We start from the raw sequence: 17965 nt of genomic DNA, 5'->3' as shown, positions 1-17965 counted from the left end.
GGCGACGACGCAGCGTGCACGGGCGGCGACCTCCTGCATCCACGTTAAGCGCGCGGTGGGGGCCGCACCAGGAGATTGGGAACACAACCGGCCACGATCGAAGGGGCGCAAAGAGGGGCAAGCCCGCTTCGCCGCCCGGCGGTGAGAAGCGAGTGACAGGGGTCTACGGATGGGGAAATCGCGCCGGGCCCCCGTCGTCGAGTAGCGTTGCCGACCATGCGTCTCGTCATCGCCCGTTGCTCCGTCGACTACGCGGGCCGGCTCACAGCCCACCTGCCCTCCGCCCCCCGTCTGATCCTGGTGAAGGCGGACGGCAGCGTCTCGATCCACGCCGACGACCGGGCGTACAAACCGCTCAACTGGATGTCCCCGCCGTGCACCCTGAAGGAGGGCGCCGGCGATGAGGCGGGCGTCTGGACCGTGGTGAACAAGGCGGGCGAAAAACTGATCATCACGATGGAGGAAATCCTCCACGACTCCTCGTACGAGCTGGGCGTCGACCCCGGGCTCATCAAGGACGGTGTGGAGGCCCACCTCCAGGAGCTGCTCGCCGACCGGATCGAGATCCTCGGCGAGGGCCACACCCTGATCCGCCGTGAGTACCCCACCGCCATCGGCCCGGTGGACATCCTCTGCCGCGACGCCGACGGCCGGACGGTGGCCGTGGAGCTGAAGCGGCGCGGCGACATCGACGGCGTGGAGCAGCTGACCCGCTATCTGGAGCTGCTCAACCGCGACCCGCACCTCGCGCCGGTGAAGGGCATCTTCGCCGCCCAGGAGATCAAGCCCCAGGCGCGCGTGCTGGCGACCGACCGGGGCATCGGCTGTGTGGTCCTCGACTACGACGCGATGCGCGGCATCGAGGACGACAAGCTGCGCCTGTTCTGACCGACCGTCCAGAGCCGGGTGTCCCTCCGCGGGGCACCCGGCTTCCGTGTGTCAGGCCGCGGTCTCGGTGGGGTCGCCGCTCGCCGGGGCGTCGGCGGTGGCACTGGCCGACTCGGCGGGGCCGCTGGCGGAGGAGGAGGTGTCCGGCGGTTCCGGGGGCGTCTCGGTCGGGGTCTCCGTCGGCGGGGTCGTCGGCGTCTCGGTGGGCGGAGTCGTCGGCGGGGTGGTGGGCGGGGTCGTCGGCGGCCTGGTCGGCGTGGTCGGCCCGCCGCTCGGGGACGGCCCGTCGGAGGTGCTGCCGCTCGGCGTGCCCGACGGCTCCCCCGTACCCGGTGAACTGCCGTCCGGCGACGAGGCGGACGGGGAGGGCGAGCCGGAGGTGCTGGGGGTGGCGGTTTCGGAGGTGCCCGGGGTGGCGGGCGCCTCGTTGCCGGGGGCGCCGTCGTCGGGTGCGGGGCCGTCGTCCGGCTCGTCGGCGGGGGTCCCGTCGTCGGGGGTGCCCTCGGGGGACGACTGCTCGGTGGTGACGTTGCGGCTGCCCGGCTCGTCGGGGTCGCCCGCGGTGAGGCCGAGGGTGACGACGGTGCCGAGCACGGCGATGAGCAGCGCGCCCGCGCCCGCGGCGGCCAGGTTGCGCCGGGCGCCGCCCAGGACCGCCCGTCCGCCGCCCGGCTTCGCTGCGGTGGCCTCGTACGGCGCCACCACGGTCGGCGCCTCCTCGGCCGGCTGGCGGGCGAAGAGCGGCGGGGGCGGGGACCCGCCCGGCGGCGTACCGGGGAAGTCCTGGTGTACGGCGGGGATGTCGTCGCCCGCCTGGGGCCGGACCGGGGCCACGAGGCCGCCGGAGCGGTCCGTGACCAGGGCGAGGGCGCGGCGGCCGGCCACCGCCCCGGACTTGTCGGCCAGCGCGCCGCGCATGGAGATCGAGGTCTCCAGCTCCGTACGGGCCCGGTCGAGGTTGCCGGAGCAGAGCGCGAGGATGCCCAACTCATGGTGGAAGTAGGCCTCTTCGGCGACCTCCCCGGCGATCCTGGCGGCCTCCTGGCCGGCCCTGAGCGCCTTCTCCCAGGCTCCCCAGCTCATCCCCGCCGCCAGGGCGGGAGCGGCGCTGCGGGCCAGTAGGACGGCGGCGCTGGCCTGGCCCGCCTCGCCGTCGGGCACGAGGCGGCCCATGGCGGCGACGATCGCGTCGGACTCGGCGACGGCGCGCTGCGGGGTGACCGAGGGGTGGGAGACCCACCAGGCGTAGTGCTGGGCGGCCGTACGGGCGTGGGCGGCGGCGCTCTCCGCGTAGCCGCCGGCCTCCAGCTGGGCGAGGACACCGGCGGCGAGCCGGTAGCGGGGGCCGGCCGGGGAGAGCAGTCCGCAGCCCGCGAGTTCGCCGAGGGCGGCGTCCGCATGGGTGTCGCCCACGAGGGCCGACAGATGGGCCTGGTGGGGCACCTCGCCGCCGAGCGCGACGGTGAAGCGCAGGGTCTCGCGGGCCGCCTCGCTGAGCCGGGAGGCGAGCAGGACGGCGGGCGCGGCCCCTTCGCCGAGGCTCGGCAGCGGCACGTCCAGGGTCTCGGGGGTGGGCGCTTCGGGGACCGGCGGCGCGTCGTCCGGGCGTGGCTCGAAGTAGTCGTACTCGTCGAAGGCGGCGGGGTCCGTGTTGAGCAGGTCGCGCTGGCGCAGCAGCGATCCGGCCTGGACGAAGCGGAGCGGGAGGCCCTCGGACTCGAACCAGAGGTCGCCCGCCCAGTTCCGCTCGTCCTCGGTGAGGGGGCGCTCCACGACCTTCTCCAGCAGCTCCAGCGAGGCGGAGCGGCCGAGCCCGGCGAGGAGGACCTCCTCCAGGTGGGCGTCGACGCCGGGGGCGGCGAGGTCGGGCGCGGTGCCGAAGAGGAAGGCGCACTCGGGGGTGGCTTCCAGGAGCCCGTCGAGGGCGGCCCCGCCGATCTCCAGGTCGTCGATGACGACGACGGCGCCGATGGAGCGGACGAGGGCGAGCAGCTCCTCGGGTCCCGGGCGGTGCAGCGGGGCGTGGTGGATCGCGTCGAAGAGGCCGTACAGCAGGTCGGCGGCGGTGCGCCGGTGGCCGCTGAGGCGGACGACGCCGTCGGGGGCCAGGTCCGTGCAGTCGGCGGCGACGGCGTCCAGGAGGGCGGTGCGGCCGGAGCCGGGCTGGCCGGTGAGGCGGACGCTGCGGCCGCGGGCCAGCAGCCCGACCAGCCGCTCGCGCTCCTCCTGGCGCTCCAGCAGGGGGAGCTGCGGGGCGGGAGGCCCTGCCGGGACGGGGGGTGCGCCGGCGCGCTCGTGGTCGGCGCGTTCGGCGGGGGTGCGGCGGACGGGGGCGTCGGGCGCCGAGCCGGGCGGGCAGGTCTCGACCTCGCTGCCGTCGACGGGGTTGACCGTGAGCAGGAGGTCGCCGACCGTGAGCTGGACGATCCGGACCTGCTGCGGTGTCGGCTGGCCGAAATCGGCGGCGTTGGACTCGCGGGACGGCCGGCGGCGGCCGTCGGAGCCGTCGGGGTGCCGCCCGTACTCTTCCGGCCCCTGGTGTGTCGGGTCCATCAACAAGTCCCCCAGACGCGTCGCGCTCGGTTTGCCCCTCCGGCCTCACACGCCCCGCTGTCGCTTCCGGTCCGGTGTCTGCCACGGGTGGGTGTCATGGGGCAGACGGCCGAACCCTAGACCTTCGCACAGTATCCACGCACGGGCGGGGTGCCATGCCGTCCGGGACATCACATTCCGGTGAGGATTGCGCGTCTTCTGCCCCGGCGGTCGCTACGTGCTCAGACGCGCGGCAGCGATTCGGCGGCGATCCCGCCCTCGATCGCCAGGATGCGGTGCAGCCGGGTGGCCACCAGGAGGCGCTGCATCTGCGGCGGGACGCCGCGCAGCACGAGACGCCGTCCGGCCCGGCCCGCTCTGCGGTGGGCTCCCATGATGACGCCGAGTCCGGTGGCGTCCCAGGAGCTCAGCTCGGTCAGGTCCAGCACCAGATCGCCGGCTCCGTCGTCGACGGCCGAGTGGAGGACCGTACGGGCGTCCGCCGCGCTTCGGACGTCGAGGCGGCCCCCGACGACCAGCTCGGCGTGGTCGCCCCTGATATGCATATGCGCTCCCCTGCTGTTGCTCCGTGGCGAGGTCCGTCTGTCTGTTCTTCTCTTCCACAACTGACTGCCGCAGCGACAGGGAAGTTGCCGTCTGTAAGCGAACCGATACCGAATTCACTCGGTGGAGTGACGTCGGTTCGCCGGGGACCGGACACTGCCGGGTACACTCCCCGGCCCGACGGCGGTGGGCCGAGGGTGCAGGGGTGCGGCTGCGGTCAGTACGTGTAGAAGCCCTGCCCGCTCTTGCGCCCGATGTCACCTGCGTCGACCATCCGGCGCATCAGCTCGGGAGCGGCGAACTTCTCGTCCTGCGACTCGGTGTAGATGTTGCCGGTGGCGTGGAGCAGGATGTCGACGCCCGTCAGGTCGGCGGTGGCGAGCGGCCCCATGGCGTGGCCGAACCCCAGCTTGCAGGCGGTGTCGATGTCCTCGGCCGTGGCGACGCCCGACTCGTACAGCTTCGCGGCCTCGACGACGAGGGCCGAGATGAGCCGGGTGGTGACGAAGCCCGCCACATCGCGGTTGACGACGATGCAGGTCTTGCCGACCGACTCGGCGAACTCCCGTGCGGTGGCGAGGGTTTCGTCGCTGGTCTTGTAGCCGCGTACCAGCTCGCAGAGCTGCATCATCGGGACCGGTGAGAAGAAGTGGACGCCGACGACGCGCTCCGGACGCTCCGTCACGGCCGCGATCTTCGTGATCGGGATGGCGGAGGTGTTGGAGGCCAGCACGGTGTTCTCGCCGACGACCTTGTCGAGGGCGCGGAAGATCTCGTGCTTGACCTCCAGCTTCTCGAAGACGGCCTCCACGACGACGTCCACGTCCGCGACGGCGTCGAGGTCGGTGGTCGTGGTGATGCGGGCGAGGGCGGCCTCGGCGTCGGACGCCTCCAGCTTGCCCTTGGAGACGAACTTGTCGTACGAGGCCTTGATGCCGTCGAGGCCGCGGGTCAGCGCCGCGTCGGTGACATCACGCAGCACGACGTCCCAGCCCGCCTGGGCGGAGACCTGCGCGATCCCGGACCCCATGAGTCCGGCCCCGATGACGGCGAGCTTCCTGGCCACGTTCGCACCCCTTGTTCTCTGTCCGCCTCTGCGGCATCTGTTCACGGCGGTTCACATTGCTCTCCGGCGGAGATTAGTACCCGTCGGGGGCGCTGGGGCCGTGAAGAGATGCGCGTCACGTCTCGAATGACGGACATCACACCGCCCGGTGTCACCCGGCGGCGCGCCGCGCGTAGTTGAGGACCTTCTCGCCGAGGAGGTCCTCCATGTCGTCGATCAGGACGAGGGCGTCGCGCGAGACCTCGTCCGTGGCGCGGCCCGCCACCATCTCGCCGCCGATGTACGCCATCAGCGTGCTGTGCACCCAGGCGAGCTGACCGGCCACCAGAACCGGTGCATGGTCGCCGGGACCGGCCGCGGTCTCCTCCCGCAGGGTGCCCTCCAGGTGGAGCTGGGCCTCCTGCCCGATGTGCCAGAGCCGGGCCTTGAGCGTGTCGGCTCCCTCGATGACCCGCAGGAAGCTCGCATAGCCGTCGATGAGGCCGACCGCCGGCGAGACGCCCTCCACCTGGATCCGCAGTTCGCGCAGGACGGCCTCCGCGGCGGACTCCCCCGTGTCGCGGCCCCGGACCCAGCGCGAGAGCCGGTCGACGATGCCCTGGCCGCGGTCCAGGAAGAGGTCCTCCTTGGCCGGGAAGTAGTTGTAGACCGTGTTCACCGAGACGTCGGCGGCTTCGGCGATCTCCGCGATGGTGACCGCGTCGAAGCCCCTCTCGATGAAGAGCCCGGTGGCCACGTCCGAGAGGTGCTGCCTCGTCCGGCGCTTCTTCCGCTCCCTCAGTCCCTCAGCCATGGGCCCATCGTACGACCGTCGTGGTGCCGCTGAAATTTTGGAGGCATTGCAATTTTTAAGTCGCTCTGTTTTTGTGGTCACCATGCCTGTCATCAGCACGTCCGGCCTCGCCCGGACCTTCACGACCAAGGCGGGGCCGGTCCACGCCGTCCGTTCCGTCGACCTGTCCGTCATGCCCGGCGAGATCGTCGGCCTCCTCGGCCCCAACGGCGCGGGCAAGACCACCACCCTGCGGATGCTCACCACGCTGCTCGCCCCGACCGGCGGCGCGGCCACGGTGGCCGGCCACGACCTGCTCACCGACCCCGCGGCCGTCCGCGCGGTCTGCGGGTACGTCGCCCAGTCCGGCGGCGCCGACCCGTATCTGACCGTCCGGGAGGAGCTCGTCACCCAGGGCCGGCTCTACCGGCTGGGCCGGGCGGAGGCGGCCGCCCGCGCCGGGGAGCTGGCCGCCGCGCTCGGACTGGAAGACCTGCTGGACCGGAAGGCGGTGAGCCTCTCCGGGGGCCAGCGGCGGCGACTCGACATCGCCATGGGCCTCACCCACCGCCCGGCCGTCCTCTTCCTGGACGAGCCCACCACGGGCCTGGACCCCGGCAGCCGCGCCGACCTGTGGGACCTGGTGCGGAGCCTGCGCGACGGGACGGGCACCACCGTCGTCCTGACCACCCACTACCTGGACGAGGCCGACGCGCTGGCCGACCGGCTGGTCCTGATCGACGGCGGCACGGTGGTCGCCGAGGGGACGCCCGCACAGCTCAGGACCCGGTACGCCGACTCCCCCGACGCCTCCCTCCAAGAGGCGTTCCTGGCCGCCACCGGCCGCCCCGCCACCCCTGCCGACGCCGCCCCCGTAGCCGTATAGGACCCCTGACGTGCTCTTCCACGACACCGCGATCGTCTTCGGGCGCTACGCCCGGCAGACCCTGCGCTCCCGCTTCCAGGTCCTCTTCGGCCTGCTGATGCCGCTCCTCCACCTCTTCTTCTTCGGCCCGCTGCTCCAGGGCCTCCCGCTCGGCTCGTCCGCCGACTCCTGGCAGGTCCTCGTGCCCGGGCTGCTCCTCCAACTCAGCCTCTTCGGAGCCTCGTTCGCCGGATTCGCGATCATCATCGAGAAGTCGACGGGCGTGGTGGAGCGCATGCGGGTGACCCCGGTCAGCCGCCTCGCCCTGCTGCTGGGACGCGTCCTGCGCGACGCCCTGCTCTTCACGTTCCAGGCGGTCCTGCTGGTGCTCGCCGCACTGCTCATGGGGTTGCGCGCACCGCTGGCCGGCATCCTCATCGGCTTCGCGTTCACGGGTGTGCTGGCGCTCGCGCTGGCCTCGCTGTCGTACGCCCTGGCCATGCGGGTCGCCACCCCGCAGGAGTTCGGGCCGGTGATCAACGCGGTGACGATGCCCGCCATGCTGCTCTCCGGTCTGATGCTGCCCATCACCCTGGGCCCCGCCTGGCTGGACGTGGTCTCGCACTTCACCCCGTTCCGCTATCTGGTGGACGCGGTACGGGACGCCTACACGGGCTCGTACGCCACCGCGCACATGCTGTACGGGGTCCTGGTGGCCGTGGGCTTCGCCCTGGTGGCCGTGACAGTGGGCACACGGGTCTTCCGGCGGGCCGGAGCGTAACTAGGCTGGCCCCATGGTCAATCTGACGCGCATCTACACCCGGACCGGCGACCAGGGCACCACGGCCCTCGGCGACATGAGCCGCACCGCCAAGACCGATCTGCGGATCGCGGCGTACGCGGACGCCAACGAGGCCAACGCCGTGATCGGGACCGCCGTGGCGCTGGGGCAGCTGTCCGAGGACGTGGTGAAGGTCCTCGTACGGGTCCAGAACGACCTCTTCGACGTGGGGGCCGACCTGTCGACGCCGGTGGTCGAGAACCCGGAGTACCCGCCGCTGCGGGTGGAGCAGTCCTACATCGACAAGCTGGAGGCGGACTGCGACCGCTTCCTGGAGGAGCTGGAGAAGCTCCGCAGCTTCATCCTTCCCGGGGGTACGCCGGGGGCCGCCCTGCTCCACCAGGCGTGCACCGTGGTCCGGCGCGCGGAGCGGTCCACCTGGGCGGCGCTGGAGGTGCACGGCGAGGTGATGAACGCCCTGACCGCCACCTACCTCAACCGCCTCTCCGACCTCCTGTTCATCCTGGCGCGGAGTGCCAACAAGGAGGTCGGGGACGTGCTGTGGGTGCCGGGCGGCGAGCGCTAGGTCCTGTCGGCGGGCTCCCGTTCCGCCACCGCGTCCTTGGGGGCCTGCTTCGGGAACAGCGTGTAGCTTCCGGCGATGACCAGGTTGATGCCGATCACCAGGACCATCTTCTGCTGCCAGCTCTGGAGCGAGCTGACCCCGGCGCCCGGGCCGACGTACCAGATCGCCGCCTGGAGCAGGCCCAGCGCGACCGCCGCGGCGAGGGTCCAGCGGGCGGCGGTGCGCCACTCGTGGATCGCGCGGGCCATGCCGTACTTGGGCGGCTTCACCGGGGGCGGGCCGCCGAACCAGCGGTGGGCGACGCGGACGTCCACCCACTTGATGGTGGAGTGGCCGAGGGCCACGGTGAAGCCGATGTAGACGGCGGCCAGACCGTGCTTCCAGTCGGGTTCGGCGCCGTTCTTCAGGTCGATCGCCGTCACCACGAGCAGCACCACCTCCAGCAGCGGCTCGCACAGCAGCACGGCCGCGCCGAGCCTCGGCTTCCTCGCCACGTACCGCAGTGCGAGGCCGGCGGCCAGCAGCACCCAGAAAGCGACCTCGCAGGCCACGACCAGTAGAGCGATCACAGCTTCTCTCCTCCCGTTCCCCTCAAGCCTCCCGTGCGGCGGGCGGCCGGTCGTCGTCGGCAGTGACGAAACGGGACTGCATCCTTCGATGTAGTCGCGCATCGGCCTGCGAAGGGAGGCCCGGCGGCGGCGCGGCGTGTTGGATGGAGGGGTGTTCACCTCGCTCCGCCCCCACCGCGACGATGTGGCCCTCGCCGTCTCCGGGCTGCTCGGGGGGCTGCTCCTGTGGCTGCTCGGCCTCCACACCCAGGGCGGCCGCCCCTTCTCCGCACCCTGGATCACGCTCGTACCGCTCACCGTGATGGCGGCGACGGAGCTGCTGCGGCGCAGCGCCCCGCGGACGGCGCTGACCGCCGCCGTGCTCGCGCTGGTCGCGGACCAGCTCACCCGGGGCAGCCTCGCGACCGTCCTGATGTTCACGGACGTCATGTACGCGGCCGTGCTGTACGGGACCCCGGCCGCCGCCCGCCGTCTGCCGGTGGCCACGCTGCTGGTCACCGTCGCGTCCACGATCGGCTTCCTGGCCTGGTTCCGCAGGCCCGAGGCGCTGCTGATCGGTGTGGTCGTCGGGCTGGTCTCCTTCATCCCCGCGATCACCGGGGTCAGCGTGCGCAGCCACCGCACGGCCGCCGAGGCCGCCCGGCTGGCCGCCGCCCAGACCGCGCGGCTGGCCGAGATGGACCGGGTGCAGGCGGTGGTCGCCGAGCGGGCCCGGATGGCCAGGGAGCTGCACGACATGGTGGCCAACCACCTCTCGGCCGTGGCGATCCATTCCACGGCGGCCCTCTCCATCGACGACCCCGACACCTCGCGGAACGCGCTGAAGGTGATCCGGGAGAACAGCGTGGAGGGGCTCGCGGAGATGCGGCGGCTGATCGGGCTGCTGCGCGAGGGCGGTGCAGACCGGGCCCCTTCCGCCGCCCCGACGCTGGCCTCGCTGGAGGCGCTGGTGGAGCAGGCCAACACCAACGGCGCGCCGGGCGGGCTGGTCTGCGCACTTCAGGACACCAGGGAGGCGGGGGCCGCCGCGCTTCCGACACCGGTCGAGTTGGCCGCGTACCGGATCGTGCAGGAGTCCCTCACCAACGCGCTCAAGCACGCGGCACCGGGGCCGGTGGTGGTGCGGCTGGACCTTGCCGACGAGGTGCTGACGGTCGAGGTGACCAGTGTGTTCGGCAGCCGCCCCGGGCCCACCGCGCCGGGTTCGGGGGCCGGTCTGGTGGGGATGCGGGAGCGGGTGGCGCTGCTCGGCGGGACGCTGGAAGCCGGTTGGGACGGCGCGGAGTTGTGGCGGGTGCGGGCCGAACTGCCCGTCCGGGAAAGGGAGATGCGGGAATGATCATCCGGGTGCTGGTGGCCGAGGACCAGGCGGCCGTACGGGCGGGGCTGGTGCTGATCCTCTCCAGCGCGCCGGACGTCGAGGTCGTCGGGGAGGCCGGGGACGGCGAGGAGGCGGTGCGCCTGGCGCGTGAACTCCGGCCGGATCTCGTCCTGATGGATGTGCAGATGCCGCGGCTGGACGGGGTGTCGGCGACCCGGCAGGTGGTGGCGGAGGAGCTGGCGGACGTCCTGGTGCTGACCACGTTCGACCTGGACGAGTACGTCTTCGGGGCGCTGCGGGCGGGGGCCTCGGGCTTCCTGCTGAAGAACACCGACGCACACGATCTGCTGGCGGCGGTACGGACGGTGGCGCGCGGCGAGGGGCTGATCGCGCCGGCGGTGACGCGGCGGCTGATCGCGGAGTTCGCGGGGACGGCGAACGTACGGGCGGCGGGTGCGGCCGATCCGGCGGTGCTGGAGTCGCTGACCCGGCGTGAGCGGGAGGTGCTGGGGTGTCTCGGGGATGGGCTGTCGAACGCGGAGATCGCGGTGCGGCTCTCGATGGCGGAGGCGACGGCGAAGACGCACGTCAGCCGATTGCTGGCCAAGCTGGGGATGCGGAGCCGGGTCCAGGCGGCCGTGCTGGCACAGGAGTTGGGGGTCTGATCGGGGTCCGGTTCCGGTCCGGTACCGGCCGCCGATCTTTGGTCCAGACCTCTTGACGATTGGTCCAGACCTTCCTAGTGTCACCCATCACACACTGCGGTGAGTACGAGAGCACCCGTACTCAGGGCGGCGCAGGGTTTGCAGTCCACGAATTACCCCCGTTTGTTGGACCTCACCCGAGGAGCACCGTTGAGCACTGACACCCCCCGACGCCGTTCCAGATTCAGATGGATCCCCCTGCGGAGCAGCAGGTCCAAGGTCATCGCCGGGCTCACCGCCCTGGCCGTCCCGTTCGCCGCGATGGTGGGTCTCGCCACTCCGGCCGCGGCCGCCACCTCGGCCACCGCCACGTACACCAAGAAGTCGGACTGGGGCAGCGGCTTCGAGGGCCAGTGGACGGTGAAGAACACCGGCACCACCGCGCTCTCCTCCTGGACCATCGAGTGGGACTTCCCCTCGGGCACCTCGGTCGGCTCCGCCTGGGACGCCTCCGTCACCAGCTCCGGCACCCACTGGACCGCCAAGAACCTCAGCTGGAACGGGACGGTGGCCCCCGGCGCCAGCGTCAGCTTCGGCTTCAACGGCTCCGGCCCCGGCTCCCCCACCGGCTGCAAGCTGAACGGCGCCTCCTGTGACGGCTCCACCGTCCCCGGCGACAACCCGCCCTCAGCCCCCGGCACCCCCACGACCAGCGACGTCACCAACACCTCGGTGAAGCTCAGCTGGACCGCGGCCACCGACGACAAGGGCATCAAGAACTACGACGTCCTGCGCAACGGCGCCAAGATCGCCACGGTCACCGGCACCACGTACACCAACACCGGACTGACCGCCGGCACCGACTACACGTACGCCGTCCAGGCCCGGGACACGATCGACCAGCTCGGTCCGGTCTCCGCCTCGGTCTCGGTGCGCACCACCGGCGGTGGCGGCGGCGAGCCGCCCGCCGGCGACAAGATCAACCTGGGCTACTTCACCAACTGGGGCGTCTACGGGCGCAACTACCACGTCAAGAACCTGGTGACGTCCGGCTCCGCGGCGAAGATCACGCACATCAACTACGCCTTCGGCAACGTGCAGAACGGCAAGTGCACCATCGGTGACTCCTACGCCGACTACGACAAGGCGTACACCGCCGACCAGTCCGTCGACGGTGTCGCCGACACCTGGGACCAGCCCCTGCGCGGCAACTTCAACCAGCTGCGCAAGCTGAAGGCCAAGTACCCGCACATCAAGGTCCTCTGGTCGTTCGGCGGCTGGACCTGGTCCGGCGGCTTCCCCCAGGCCGCGCAGAACCCCGCCGCCTTCGCCCAGTCCTGCTACGACCTGGTCGAGGACCCCCGCTGGGCCGATGTCTTCGACGGCATCGACCTCGACTGGGAGTACCCCAACGCCTGCGGTCTGACCTGTGACACCAGCGGCCCGGCCGCGCTCAAGAACCTCGCCGCCGCCGTGAAGACGAAGTTCGGCGCGGGCAACCTGGTCACCGCCGCCATCACCGCGGACGGCTCCGACGGCGGCAAGATCGACGCCGCCGACTACGCGGGCGCCGCCCAGTCCTTCGACTGGTACAACGTGATGACGTACGACTTCTTCGGCGCCTGGGCGAACAAGGGCCCGACGGCCCCGCACTCCCCGCTGACCCCCTACACCGGCATCCCCCAGGAGGGCTTCACCTCCGCCGACGCCATCGCCAAGCTGAAGGCCAAGGGCGTCCCGGCCAAGAAGCTGCTCCTCGGCATCGGCTTCTACGGCCGCGGCTGGACCGGCGTCACCCAGTCCGCCCCCGGCGGCACGGCGACCGGCGCGGCCCCGGGCACGTACGAGGCGGGCATCGAGGACTACAAGGTCCTCAAGAGCACCTGCCCGGCCACCGGCACCATCGCCGGCACGGCCTACGCGCACTGCGGCACCAACTGGTAGAGCTACGACACCCCGGCCACCATCGGCTCCAAGATGACCTGGGCGAAGAGCCAGGGTCTGGGCGGCGCGTTCTTCTGGGAGTTCTCCGGTGACACCACCAACGGTGAACTGGTGAGCGCGATCAACAACGGCCTCAAGTAACCGTGACGGCCATCCCCACGCCGTAACGGCACGCACCACCCCGGAAAACGGCCGGGGAGACGGGTCCGCCCCCCGTCTCCCCGGCTCTTCGCTGTGTGTACGTACGCGGCTGTCACGCCACGTCGACCCTCCCCCAGACTTCGTCCGGGGGGACCCCCTTCCAGCGGGGCTGCTCCCTAAGCGACATTGACCCGCTGGCCGGGCGGTGCCGCCTCCAGCCAGGCGAGGAAGCCGGTCAGCGCGTCCTCGCTCATCGCCAGCTCCAGGCGCGTCCCCCGGTGGAGACAGCCGAGCACGACGGAGTCGGACAGGAGCGCCAGCTCCTCCTCGCCCTCCGGCAGCCGGCGGGCGATCACCTCGATCGCAGAACGCTCCAGGCCCCGGCGGGGGCGAGGAGCGTAGGAGAAGACACGGAACCAGTCGACGCGGTCACCGCTGTAGCGGGCGACCCCGTAGACCCAGCCTTTGCCGGAGGGGTCCGGCTCCTCGGAGACGTCCCAGCGGAGGGAACAGTCGAACGTGCCTCCGGACCGCTGGATCAGCCGCCGGCGCAGACCGAAGACGAACAGCCCCACCAGGACCAGCACGATGACGGATACGCCCACCCACAACGCGAGGACCATCTCCACCGACCTCCTCGCATCGCCGAGTAACGGATAACGAAACCGATTCGAACTGAATTGCACCTGCATCGCCTCAGCCGCGACACGGCTGGATTTCTCCAGCGCGGGCCGCGGCTGAGTAAAAACATCTGTCCGTGGGGTGCTAGAGCACCGCCACCGCGCGCAGACGGATCTCGGCGCGCCGCTCAGCAGCGGCGTCCGCGTCCGACTTCGCGCGCTCCAGCGCACGCTCGGCGCGCTGGACATCGATCTCGTCCGCCAGCTCGACGATCTCGGCCAGCAGCGACAGCTTGTTGTCCGCGAACGAGATGAAACCACCGTGCACAGCGGCGATGACGGTACCGCCCTCGCTCGTGCGGATCGTCACCGGGCCCGATTCCAGCACACCGAGAAGCGGCTGGTGACCGGGCATGATGCCGATGTCGCCGGACGTGGTACGCGCGACGACCAGGGTGGCCTCGCCGGACCAGACACTGCGGTCCGCGGCGACCAGCTCCACATGCAGCTCAGCAGCCAAGGAGACTCCTCGGGTCACCACCCGGCCGCCCGGCCGGGTGTCGGTTCAATTCTACGGGGCGTGGTGAGGGGGGTGGGACCAGGCCCACCCCCCTCGGTGAGCCGACGGCTCAGGAGACGCCGAGCTCCTTGGCCTTCGCCTTGAGGTCGTCCAGGCCACCGCACATGAAGAACGCCTGCTCGGGGAAGTGGTCGTACTCCCCGTCGCAGATCGCGTTGAACGCGGCGATCGACTCGTCGAGCGGAACGTCCGAACCGTCCAGGCCGGTGAACTGCTTGGCGGCGTGGGTGTTCTGCGACAGGAAGCGCTCGACGCGACGGGCACGGTGGACGACGAGCTTGTCCTCCTCGCCCAGCTCGTCGATACCGAGGATCGCGATGATGTCCTGGAGGTCCTTGTACTTCTGCAGGATCCCCTTGACGCGGCTGGCCGCGTTGTAGTGCTCCTGCGTGATGTAGCGCGGGTCCAGGATGCGGGACGTGGAGTCCAGCGGGTCCACGGCCGGGTAGATGCCCTTCTCGGAGATCGGACGGGAGAGAACCGTCGTCGCGTCGAGGTGGGCGAACGTGGTGGCCGGGGCCGGGTCGGTCAGGTCGTCCGCGGGGACGTAGATCGCCTGCATCGAGGTGATCGAGTGACCACGCGTCGAGGTGATGCGCTCCTGGAGCACACCCATCTCGTCGGCCAGGGTCGGCTGGTAACCCACCGCGGACGGCATACGGCCGAGCAGCGTGGAGACCTCGGAACCGGCCTGCGTGAAGCGGAAGATGTTGTCGATGAAGAGCAGCACGTCCTGCTTCTGCACATCGCGGAAGTACTCCGCCATGGTCAGGGCGGACAGGGCCACGCGCAGACGCGTCCCCGGCGGCTCGTCCATCTGGCCGAAGACGAGCGCGGTCTTGTCCAGAACGCCCGACTCGGTCATCTCGTCGATGAGGTCGTTGCCCTCACGGGTGCGCTCACCGACACCGGCGAACACCGACACACCGTCGTGCAGCTTCGCCACACGCATGATCATTTCCTGGATGAGGACCGTCTTGCCGACGCCCGCACCACCGAACAGACCGATCTTGCCGCCCTTGACGTACGGGGTCAGCAGGTCGACGACCTTCAGGCCGGTCTCGAACATCTCGGTCTTGGACTCGAGCTGGTCGAAGGCCGGGGCCTTGCGGTGGATCGGCCAGCGCTCGGTGATCTGCGCCTCGGCCTCCGGCTCGTTCAGGATCTGGCCGAGGGTGTTGAACACCTTGCCCTTGGTGATGTCACCGACGGGGACGGTGATGCCCGCGCCCGTGTCGGTCACCGGGGCCTGGCGGACCAGGCCGTCGGTGGGCTGCATCGAGATGGCGCGGACCACGCCGTCACCCAGGTGCTGGGCGACTTCGAGGGTCAGCGTCTTGCGGGCGCCGGCCTCGGCCGGGTCCGCCACGTCGACGTGGAGGGCGTTGTAGATCTCCGGCATCGCGTCGACGGGGAACTCCACGTCGACGACCGGGCCGATGACCCGGGCGACGCGGCCCGTGGCAGCGGCCGTCTCAACAGTGGTCGTCATTACTTGTCACTCCCCGCGGTCGCGTCGGCCAGAGCACTGGCACCGCCGACGATCTCGCTGATTTCCTGGGTGATTTCGGCCTGGCGGGCCGCGTTGGCAAGCCGGGACAGGCTCTTGATGAGATCCCCGGCGTTGTCGGTGGCCGACTTCATCGCGCGGCGGCGGGCGGCGTGCTCGGAAGCGGCGGCCTGGAGCAGTGCGTTGTAGATACGGCTCTCGACGTAGCGCGGCAGAAGGGCGTCGAGGACGTCCTCGGCCGACGGCTCGAACTCGAACAGCGGAAGGATCTCGCCCTTGCGGGTGCTCTCCTCCGCCACCTCGTCGAGGGAAAGCGGCAGCATCCGGTTGTCGACCGCGTTCTGCGTCATCATCGACACGAATTCCGTGAAGACGATGTGCAGCTCGTCGACCCCGCCCTCGGCCGTCTCCTTCTGGATGGCCTCGATCAACGGGGCGGCGACGCGCTTGGCATCGGAGTACGCCGGGTTGTCGGTGAAGCCGGTCCAGGATTCCTCGACCTTGCGCTCGCGGAAGCCGTAGTACGCGACACCCTTGCGGCCGACGATGTACGTGTCGACCTCCTTGCCCTCACCGGCAAGGCGCTCCCGCAGCCGCTCCGCCGCCTTGATGGCGTTGGAGGAGTAGCCGCCGGCCAGACCGCGGTCGCTCGTGACGAGCAGGACCGCGGCGCGGGTCGGCGCTTCGGCTTCGGTGGTGAGCGGGTGCTTGGCGTTGGAGCCGGTCGCCACCGCGGTCACCGCACGGGTGAGCTCGGTCGCGTACGGCATCGACGCCGCCACCTTGCGCTGCGCCTTGACGATGCGCGAGGCGGCGATCATCTCCATCGCCTTGGTGATCTTCTTGGTCGCGGTGACGGCTTGGATGCGGCGCTTGTAAACGCGAAGCTGAGCGCCCATCGATCAGCCCTCGCCCAGGAGCTTGCCGTCCGAGGTCTCGAACTGCTGCTTGAAGGCGGCGATCGCGTCGGCGATCGACTGCAGCGTGTCGTCGGACATCTTGCCGCCCTCGGCGATGCTGGTCAGGAGGTCCTTGCGCTCACGGCGCAGGTACTCCAGCAGCTCGCTCTCGAAGCGGCGGATGTCCTCGACCGGGACGTCGTCCATCTTGCCCGTGGTGCCGGCCCAGACCGAGACGACCTGCTCCTCCATCGGGAACGGGGCGTACTGCGGCTGCTTCAGCAACTCGACCATGCGCTTACCGCGCTCCAGCGAGGCCTTCGAGGCCGCGTCCAGGTCGGAACCGAAGGCGGCGAACGCCTCCAGCTCGCGGTACTGGGCGAGGTCCACGCGGAGCCGGCCGGAGACCTGCTTCATGGCCTTGTGCTGGGCGGAGCCACCGACTCGGGAGACCGAGATACCGACGTTGAGCGCCGGACGCTGACCCGCGTTGAACAGGTCGGACTCCAGGAAGCACTGGCCGTCGGTGATGGAGATGACGTTGGTCGGGATGAACGCCGACACGTCGTTCGCCTTGGTCTCGACGATCGGGAGGCCCGTCATCGAACCGGCACCCATCTCGTCGGAGAGCTTGGCGCAGCGCTCCAGCAGACGCGAGTGCAGGTAGAAGACGTCACCCGGGTAGGCCTCACGGCCCGGCGGGCGGCGCAGCAGCAGGGACACGGCGCGGTAGGCGTCGGCCTGCTTCGAGAGGTCGTCGAAGATGATCAGGACGTGCTTGCCCTGGTACATCCAGTGCTGGCCGATGGCCGAACCGGTGTACGGCGCCAGGTACTTGAAGCCGGCCGGGTCGGACGCCGGGGCGGCGACGATGGTCGTGTACTCCAGCGCGCCGGCCTCTTCGAGCGCACCACGCACGGAGGCGATGGTGGAGCCCTTCTGACCGATGGCGACGTAGATGCAGCGCACCTGCTTGTTCACGTCGCCCGAGCGCCAGTTGTCGCGCTGGTTGATGATCGTGTCGACGGCCAGAGCGGTCTTACCCGTCTGACGGTCGCCGATGATCAGCTGACGCTGGCCGCGGCCGATCGGCACCATGGCGTCGACGGCCTTGTAGCCGGTCTGCATCGGCTCGTGCACCGACTTGCGGACCATGACGCCAGGGGCCTGCAGCTCGAGGGCGCGGCGGCTGTCGGTCGCGATCTCGCCGAGACCGTCGATCGGGTTGCCGAGCGGGTCGACGACGCGGCCGAGGTAGCCCTCGCCTACGCCGACGGAGAGCACCTCACCGGTGCGCTGCACCGGCTGGCCCTCCTCGATACCGCTGAACTCGCCGAGAACGATCGCACCGATCTCGCGCTCCTCGAGGTTGAGGGCGAGACCGAGGGTTCCGTCCTCGAACTTCAGCAGCTCGTTCGCCATGGCGGAGGGCAGGCCCTCCACCTTCGCGATGCCGTCGCCGGCAACGCTGACCGTACCGACCTCCTCGCGCGAGGCCGCGTCCGGCTTGTACGACTGGACAAAGTTCTCCAGCGCGTCCCGGATCTCCTCCGGCCGGATCGTGAGCTCCGCCATCTGGGTTCCCTGCTCTCCTTGTTGGGCCCGAAGTTTCTTAAGGGGGTCTGGGGGCCGACCCCCAGGAATCTTCTGCAATTTCTGCACGGCCCAACCGGGCCGCTGGTC

The 17965-nt window shown here is 70.7% G+C and carries 16 protein-coding genes and 1 pseudogene; 7 read left to right on the top strand and 10 right to left on the bottom strand.

The features are described from left to right. The first annotated feature begins 216 nt into the window (after positions 1-216). Positions 217-888 (top strand): endonuclease NucS, encoded by a 672-nt coding sequence (nucS, locus tag GTY67_RS24645; RefSeq protein ID WP_093693104.1) that lies wholly within the window; start codon positions 217-219, stop codon positions 886-888. Positions 889-939: 51 nt separating this feature from the next. Here nucS and GTY67_RS24640 read toward each other — a convergent pair whose 3' ends face one another. The 4 genes from GTY67_RS24640 to GTY67_RS24625 all read right to left on the bottom strand — a co-directional run bounded on the left by GTY67_RS24640 (position 940) and on the right by GTY67_RS24625 (position 5843). Beyond that, positions 940-3441, bottom strand: coding sequence for an ATP-binding protein (locus GTY67_RS24640; RefSeq protein ID WP_161280321.1), 2502 nt, complete (start codon positions 3439-3441; stop codon positions 940-942). 221 nt (positions 3442-3662) lie between these two features. Next, positions 3663-3986: an STAS domain-containing protein gene (locus tag GTY67_RS24635; protein WP_093693102.1), complete on the bottom strand. Its 324-nt coding sequence runs from the start codon at positions 3984-3986 to the stop codon at positions 3663-3665. Between the two features lie 215 nt (positions 3987-4201). Beyond that, positions 4202-5050 carry a 3-hydroxyacyl-CoA dehydrogenase family protein gene (locus GTY67_RS24630; RefSeq protein WP_030569100.1) on the bottom strand — a complete coding sequence of 283 codons (849 nt, stop codon included), beginning with the start codon at positions 5048-5050 and terminating at the stop codon, positions 4202-4204. 151 nt (positions 5051-5201) lie between these two features. Beyond that, a complete protein-coding gene (locus GTY67_RS24625) occupies positions 5202-5843 on the bottom strand; it encodes a TetR/AcrR family transcriptional regulator (protein WP_093693101.1) in 642 nt (213 codons plus the stop codon). Positions 5844-5925: 82 nt separating this feature from the next. Here GTY67_RS24625 and GTY67_RS24620 point away from each other — a divergent pair, with 82 nt between their 5' ends. From GTY67_RS24620 to GTY67_RS24610, 3 genes are read left to right on the top strand one after another with little or no spacing between them, the layout of a single operon-like run. Next, on the top strand, positions 5926-6708 hold the full coding sequence (locus GTY67_RS24620; RefSeq protein ID WP_161280320.1) for an ATP-binding cassette domain-containing protein: 783 nt from the start codon (positions 5926-5928) through the stop codon (positions 6706-6708). A 10-nt stretch (positions 6709-6718) separates the two neighbouring features. Then, entirely contained in the window at positions 6719-7468 is a 750-nt protein-coding gene (locus GTY67_RS24615) for an ABC transporter permease (RefSeq protein WP_161280319.1), read from the top strand. Positions 7469-7481: 13 nt separating this feature from the next. After that, positions 7482-8054 carry a cob(I)yrinic acid a,c-diamide adenosyltransferase gene (locus tag GTY67_RS24610; RefSeq protein WP_093693099.1) on the top strand — a complete coding sequence of 191 codons (573 nt, stop codon included), beginning with the start codon at positions 7482-7484 and terminating at the stop codon, positions 8052-8054. Here GTY67_RS24610 and GTY67_RS24605 read toward each other — a convergent pair. Continuing rightward, positions 8051-8623, bottom strand: coding sequence for a hypothetical protein (locus tag GTY67_RS24605; protein WP_161280318.1), 573 nt, complete (start codon positions 8621-8623; stop codon positions 8051-8053). The two genes, GTY67_RS24610 and GTY67_RS24605, sit on opposite strands and share 4 nt — an antisense overlap. 151 nt (positions 8624-8774) lie before the next feature. On the opposite strand from GTY67_RS24605, the gene GTY67_RS24600 reads away from it, so the two are divergent. The 3 genes and pseudogenes from GTY67_RS24600 to GTY67_RS24590 all read left to right on the top strand — a co-directional run bounded on the left by GTY67_RS24600 (position 8775) and on the right by GTY67_RS24590 (position 12673). Then, entirely contained in the window at positions 8775-9962 is a 1188-nt protein-coding gene (locus tag GTY67_RS24600) for a histidine kinase (RefSeq protein ID WP_161280317.1), read from the top strand. Beyond that, positions 9959-10609 (top strand): response regulator transcription factor, encoded by a 651-nt coding sequence (locus tag GTY67_RS24595; protein ID WP_161280316.1) that lies wholly within the window; start codon positions 9959-9961, stop codon positions 10607-10609. The genes GTY67_RS24600 and GTY67_RS24595 overlap by 4 nt, the downstream gene beginning before the upstream one ends. Positions 10610-10798: 189 nt before the next feature. Further along, a pseudogene (locus GTY67_RS24590) lies at positions 10799-12673 on the top strand (glycoside hydrolase family 18 chitinase). Between the two features lie 176 nt (positions 12674-12849). Here the strand turns inward: GTY67_RS24590 and GTY67_RS24585 are convergent. The 5 genes from GTY67_RS24585 to atpA all read right to left on the bottom strand — a co-directional run bounded on the left by GTY67_RS24585 (position 12850) and on the right by atpA (position 17857). After that, positions 12850-13296: a DUF2550 domain-containing protein gene (locus GTY67_RS24585; protein ID WP_030569125.1), complete on the bottom strand. Its 447-nt coding sequence runs from the start codon at positions 13294-13296 to the stop codon at positions 12850-12852. Positions 13297-13438: 142 nt separating this feature from the next. Then, the gene (locus GTY67_RS24580) at positions 13439-13813 is read right to left on the bottom strand and encodes a F0F1 ATP synthase subunit epsilon (RefSeq protein ID WP_093693094.1); all 375 of its coding nucleotides are present in this window, start codon (positions 13811-13813) and stop codon (positions 13439-13441) included. Positions 13814-13922: 109 nt separating this feature from the next. Continuing rightward, the gene (gene atpD, locus GTY67_RS24575; protein WP_161280315.1) at positions 13923-15365 is read right to left on the bottom strand and encodes a F0F1 ATP synthase subunit beta; all 1443 of its coding nucleotides are present in this window, start codon (positions 15363-15365) and stop codon (positions 13923-13925) included. Continuing rightward, entirely contained in the window at positions 15365-16282 is a 918-nt protein-coding gene (locus tag GTY67_RS24570) for a F0F1 ATP synthase subunit gamma (protein ID WP_093693092.1), read from the bottom strand. The genes atpD and GTY67_RS24570 overlap by 1 nt, the downstream gene beginning before the upstream one ends. 3 nt (positions 16283-16285) lie before the next feature. Further along, complete coding sequence (gene atpA, locus GTY67_RS24565) at positions 16286-17857, bottom strand: F0F1 ATP synthase subunit alpha (RefSeq protein ID WP_073727285.1); 1572 nt, start codon at positions 17855-17857, stop codon at positions 16286-16288. Between the last annotated feature and the right edge of the window lie 108 nt (positions 17858-17965).

This window comes from Streptomyces sp. SID8374 (assembly GCF_009865135.1).
Taxonomy (GTDB): domain Bacteria; phylum Actinomycetota; class Actinomycetes; order Streptomycetales; family Streptomycetaceae; genus Streptomyces.
This window is presented reverse-complemented; position numbering and strand designations above follow the sequence as displayed.

What these genes read in the sequence shown, in the direction of transcription:
- GTY67_RS24640 (WP_161280321.1), bottom strand. Translation starts at nt 3,441, where the DNA reads ATGGACCCGACACACCAGGGGCCGGAAGAGTACGGGCGGCACCCCGAC.
- GTY67_RS24625 (WP_093693101.1), bottom strand. Translation starts at nt 5,843, where the DNA reads ATGGCTGAGGGACTGAGGGAGCGGAAGAAGCGCCGGACGAGGCAGCAC.
- GTY67_RS24620 (WP_161280320.1), top strand. Translation starts at nt 5,926, where the DNA reads ATGCCTGTCATCAGCACGTCCGGCCTCGCCCGGACCTTCACGACCAAG.
- GTY67_RS24570 (WP_093693092.1), bottom strand. Translation starts at nt 16,282, where the DNA reads ATGGGCGCTCAGCTTCGCGTTTACAAGCGCCGCATCCAAGCCGTCACC.
- atpD (WP_161280315.1), bottom strand. Translation starts at nt 15,365, where the DNA reads ATGACGACCACTGTTGAGACGGCCGCTGCCACGGGCCGCGTCGCCCGG.
- GTY67_RS24595 (WP_161280316.1), top strand. Translation starts at nt 9,959, where the DNA reads ATGATCATCCGGGTGCTGGTGGCCGAGGACCAGGCGGCCGTACGGGCG.
- GTY67_RS24585 (WP_030569125.1), bottom strand. Translation starts at nt 13,296, where the DNA reads ATGGTCCTCGCGTTGTGGGTGGGCGTATCCGTCATCGTGCTGGTCCTG.
- GTY67_RS24635 (WP_093693102.1), bottom strand. Translation starts at nt 3,986, where the DNA reads ATGCATATCAGGGGCGACCACGCCGAGCTGGTCGTCGGGGGCCGCCTC.
- atpA (WP_073727285.1), bottom strand. Translation starts at nt 17,857, where the DNA reads ATGGCGGAGCTCACGATCCGGCCGGAGGAGATCCGGGACGCGCTGGAG.
- nucS (WP_093693104.1), top strand. Translation starts at nt 217, where the DNA reads ATGCGTCTCGTCATCGCCCGTTGCTCCGTCGACTACGCGGGCCGGCTC.
- GTY67_RS24610 (WP_093693099.1), top strand. Translation starts at nt 7,482, where the DNA reads ATGGTCAATCTGACGCGCATCTACACCCGGACCGGCGACCAGGGCACC.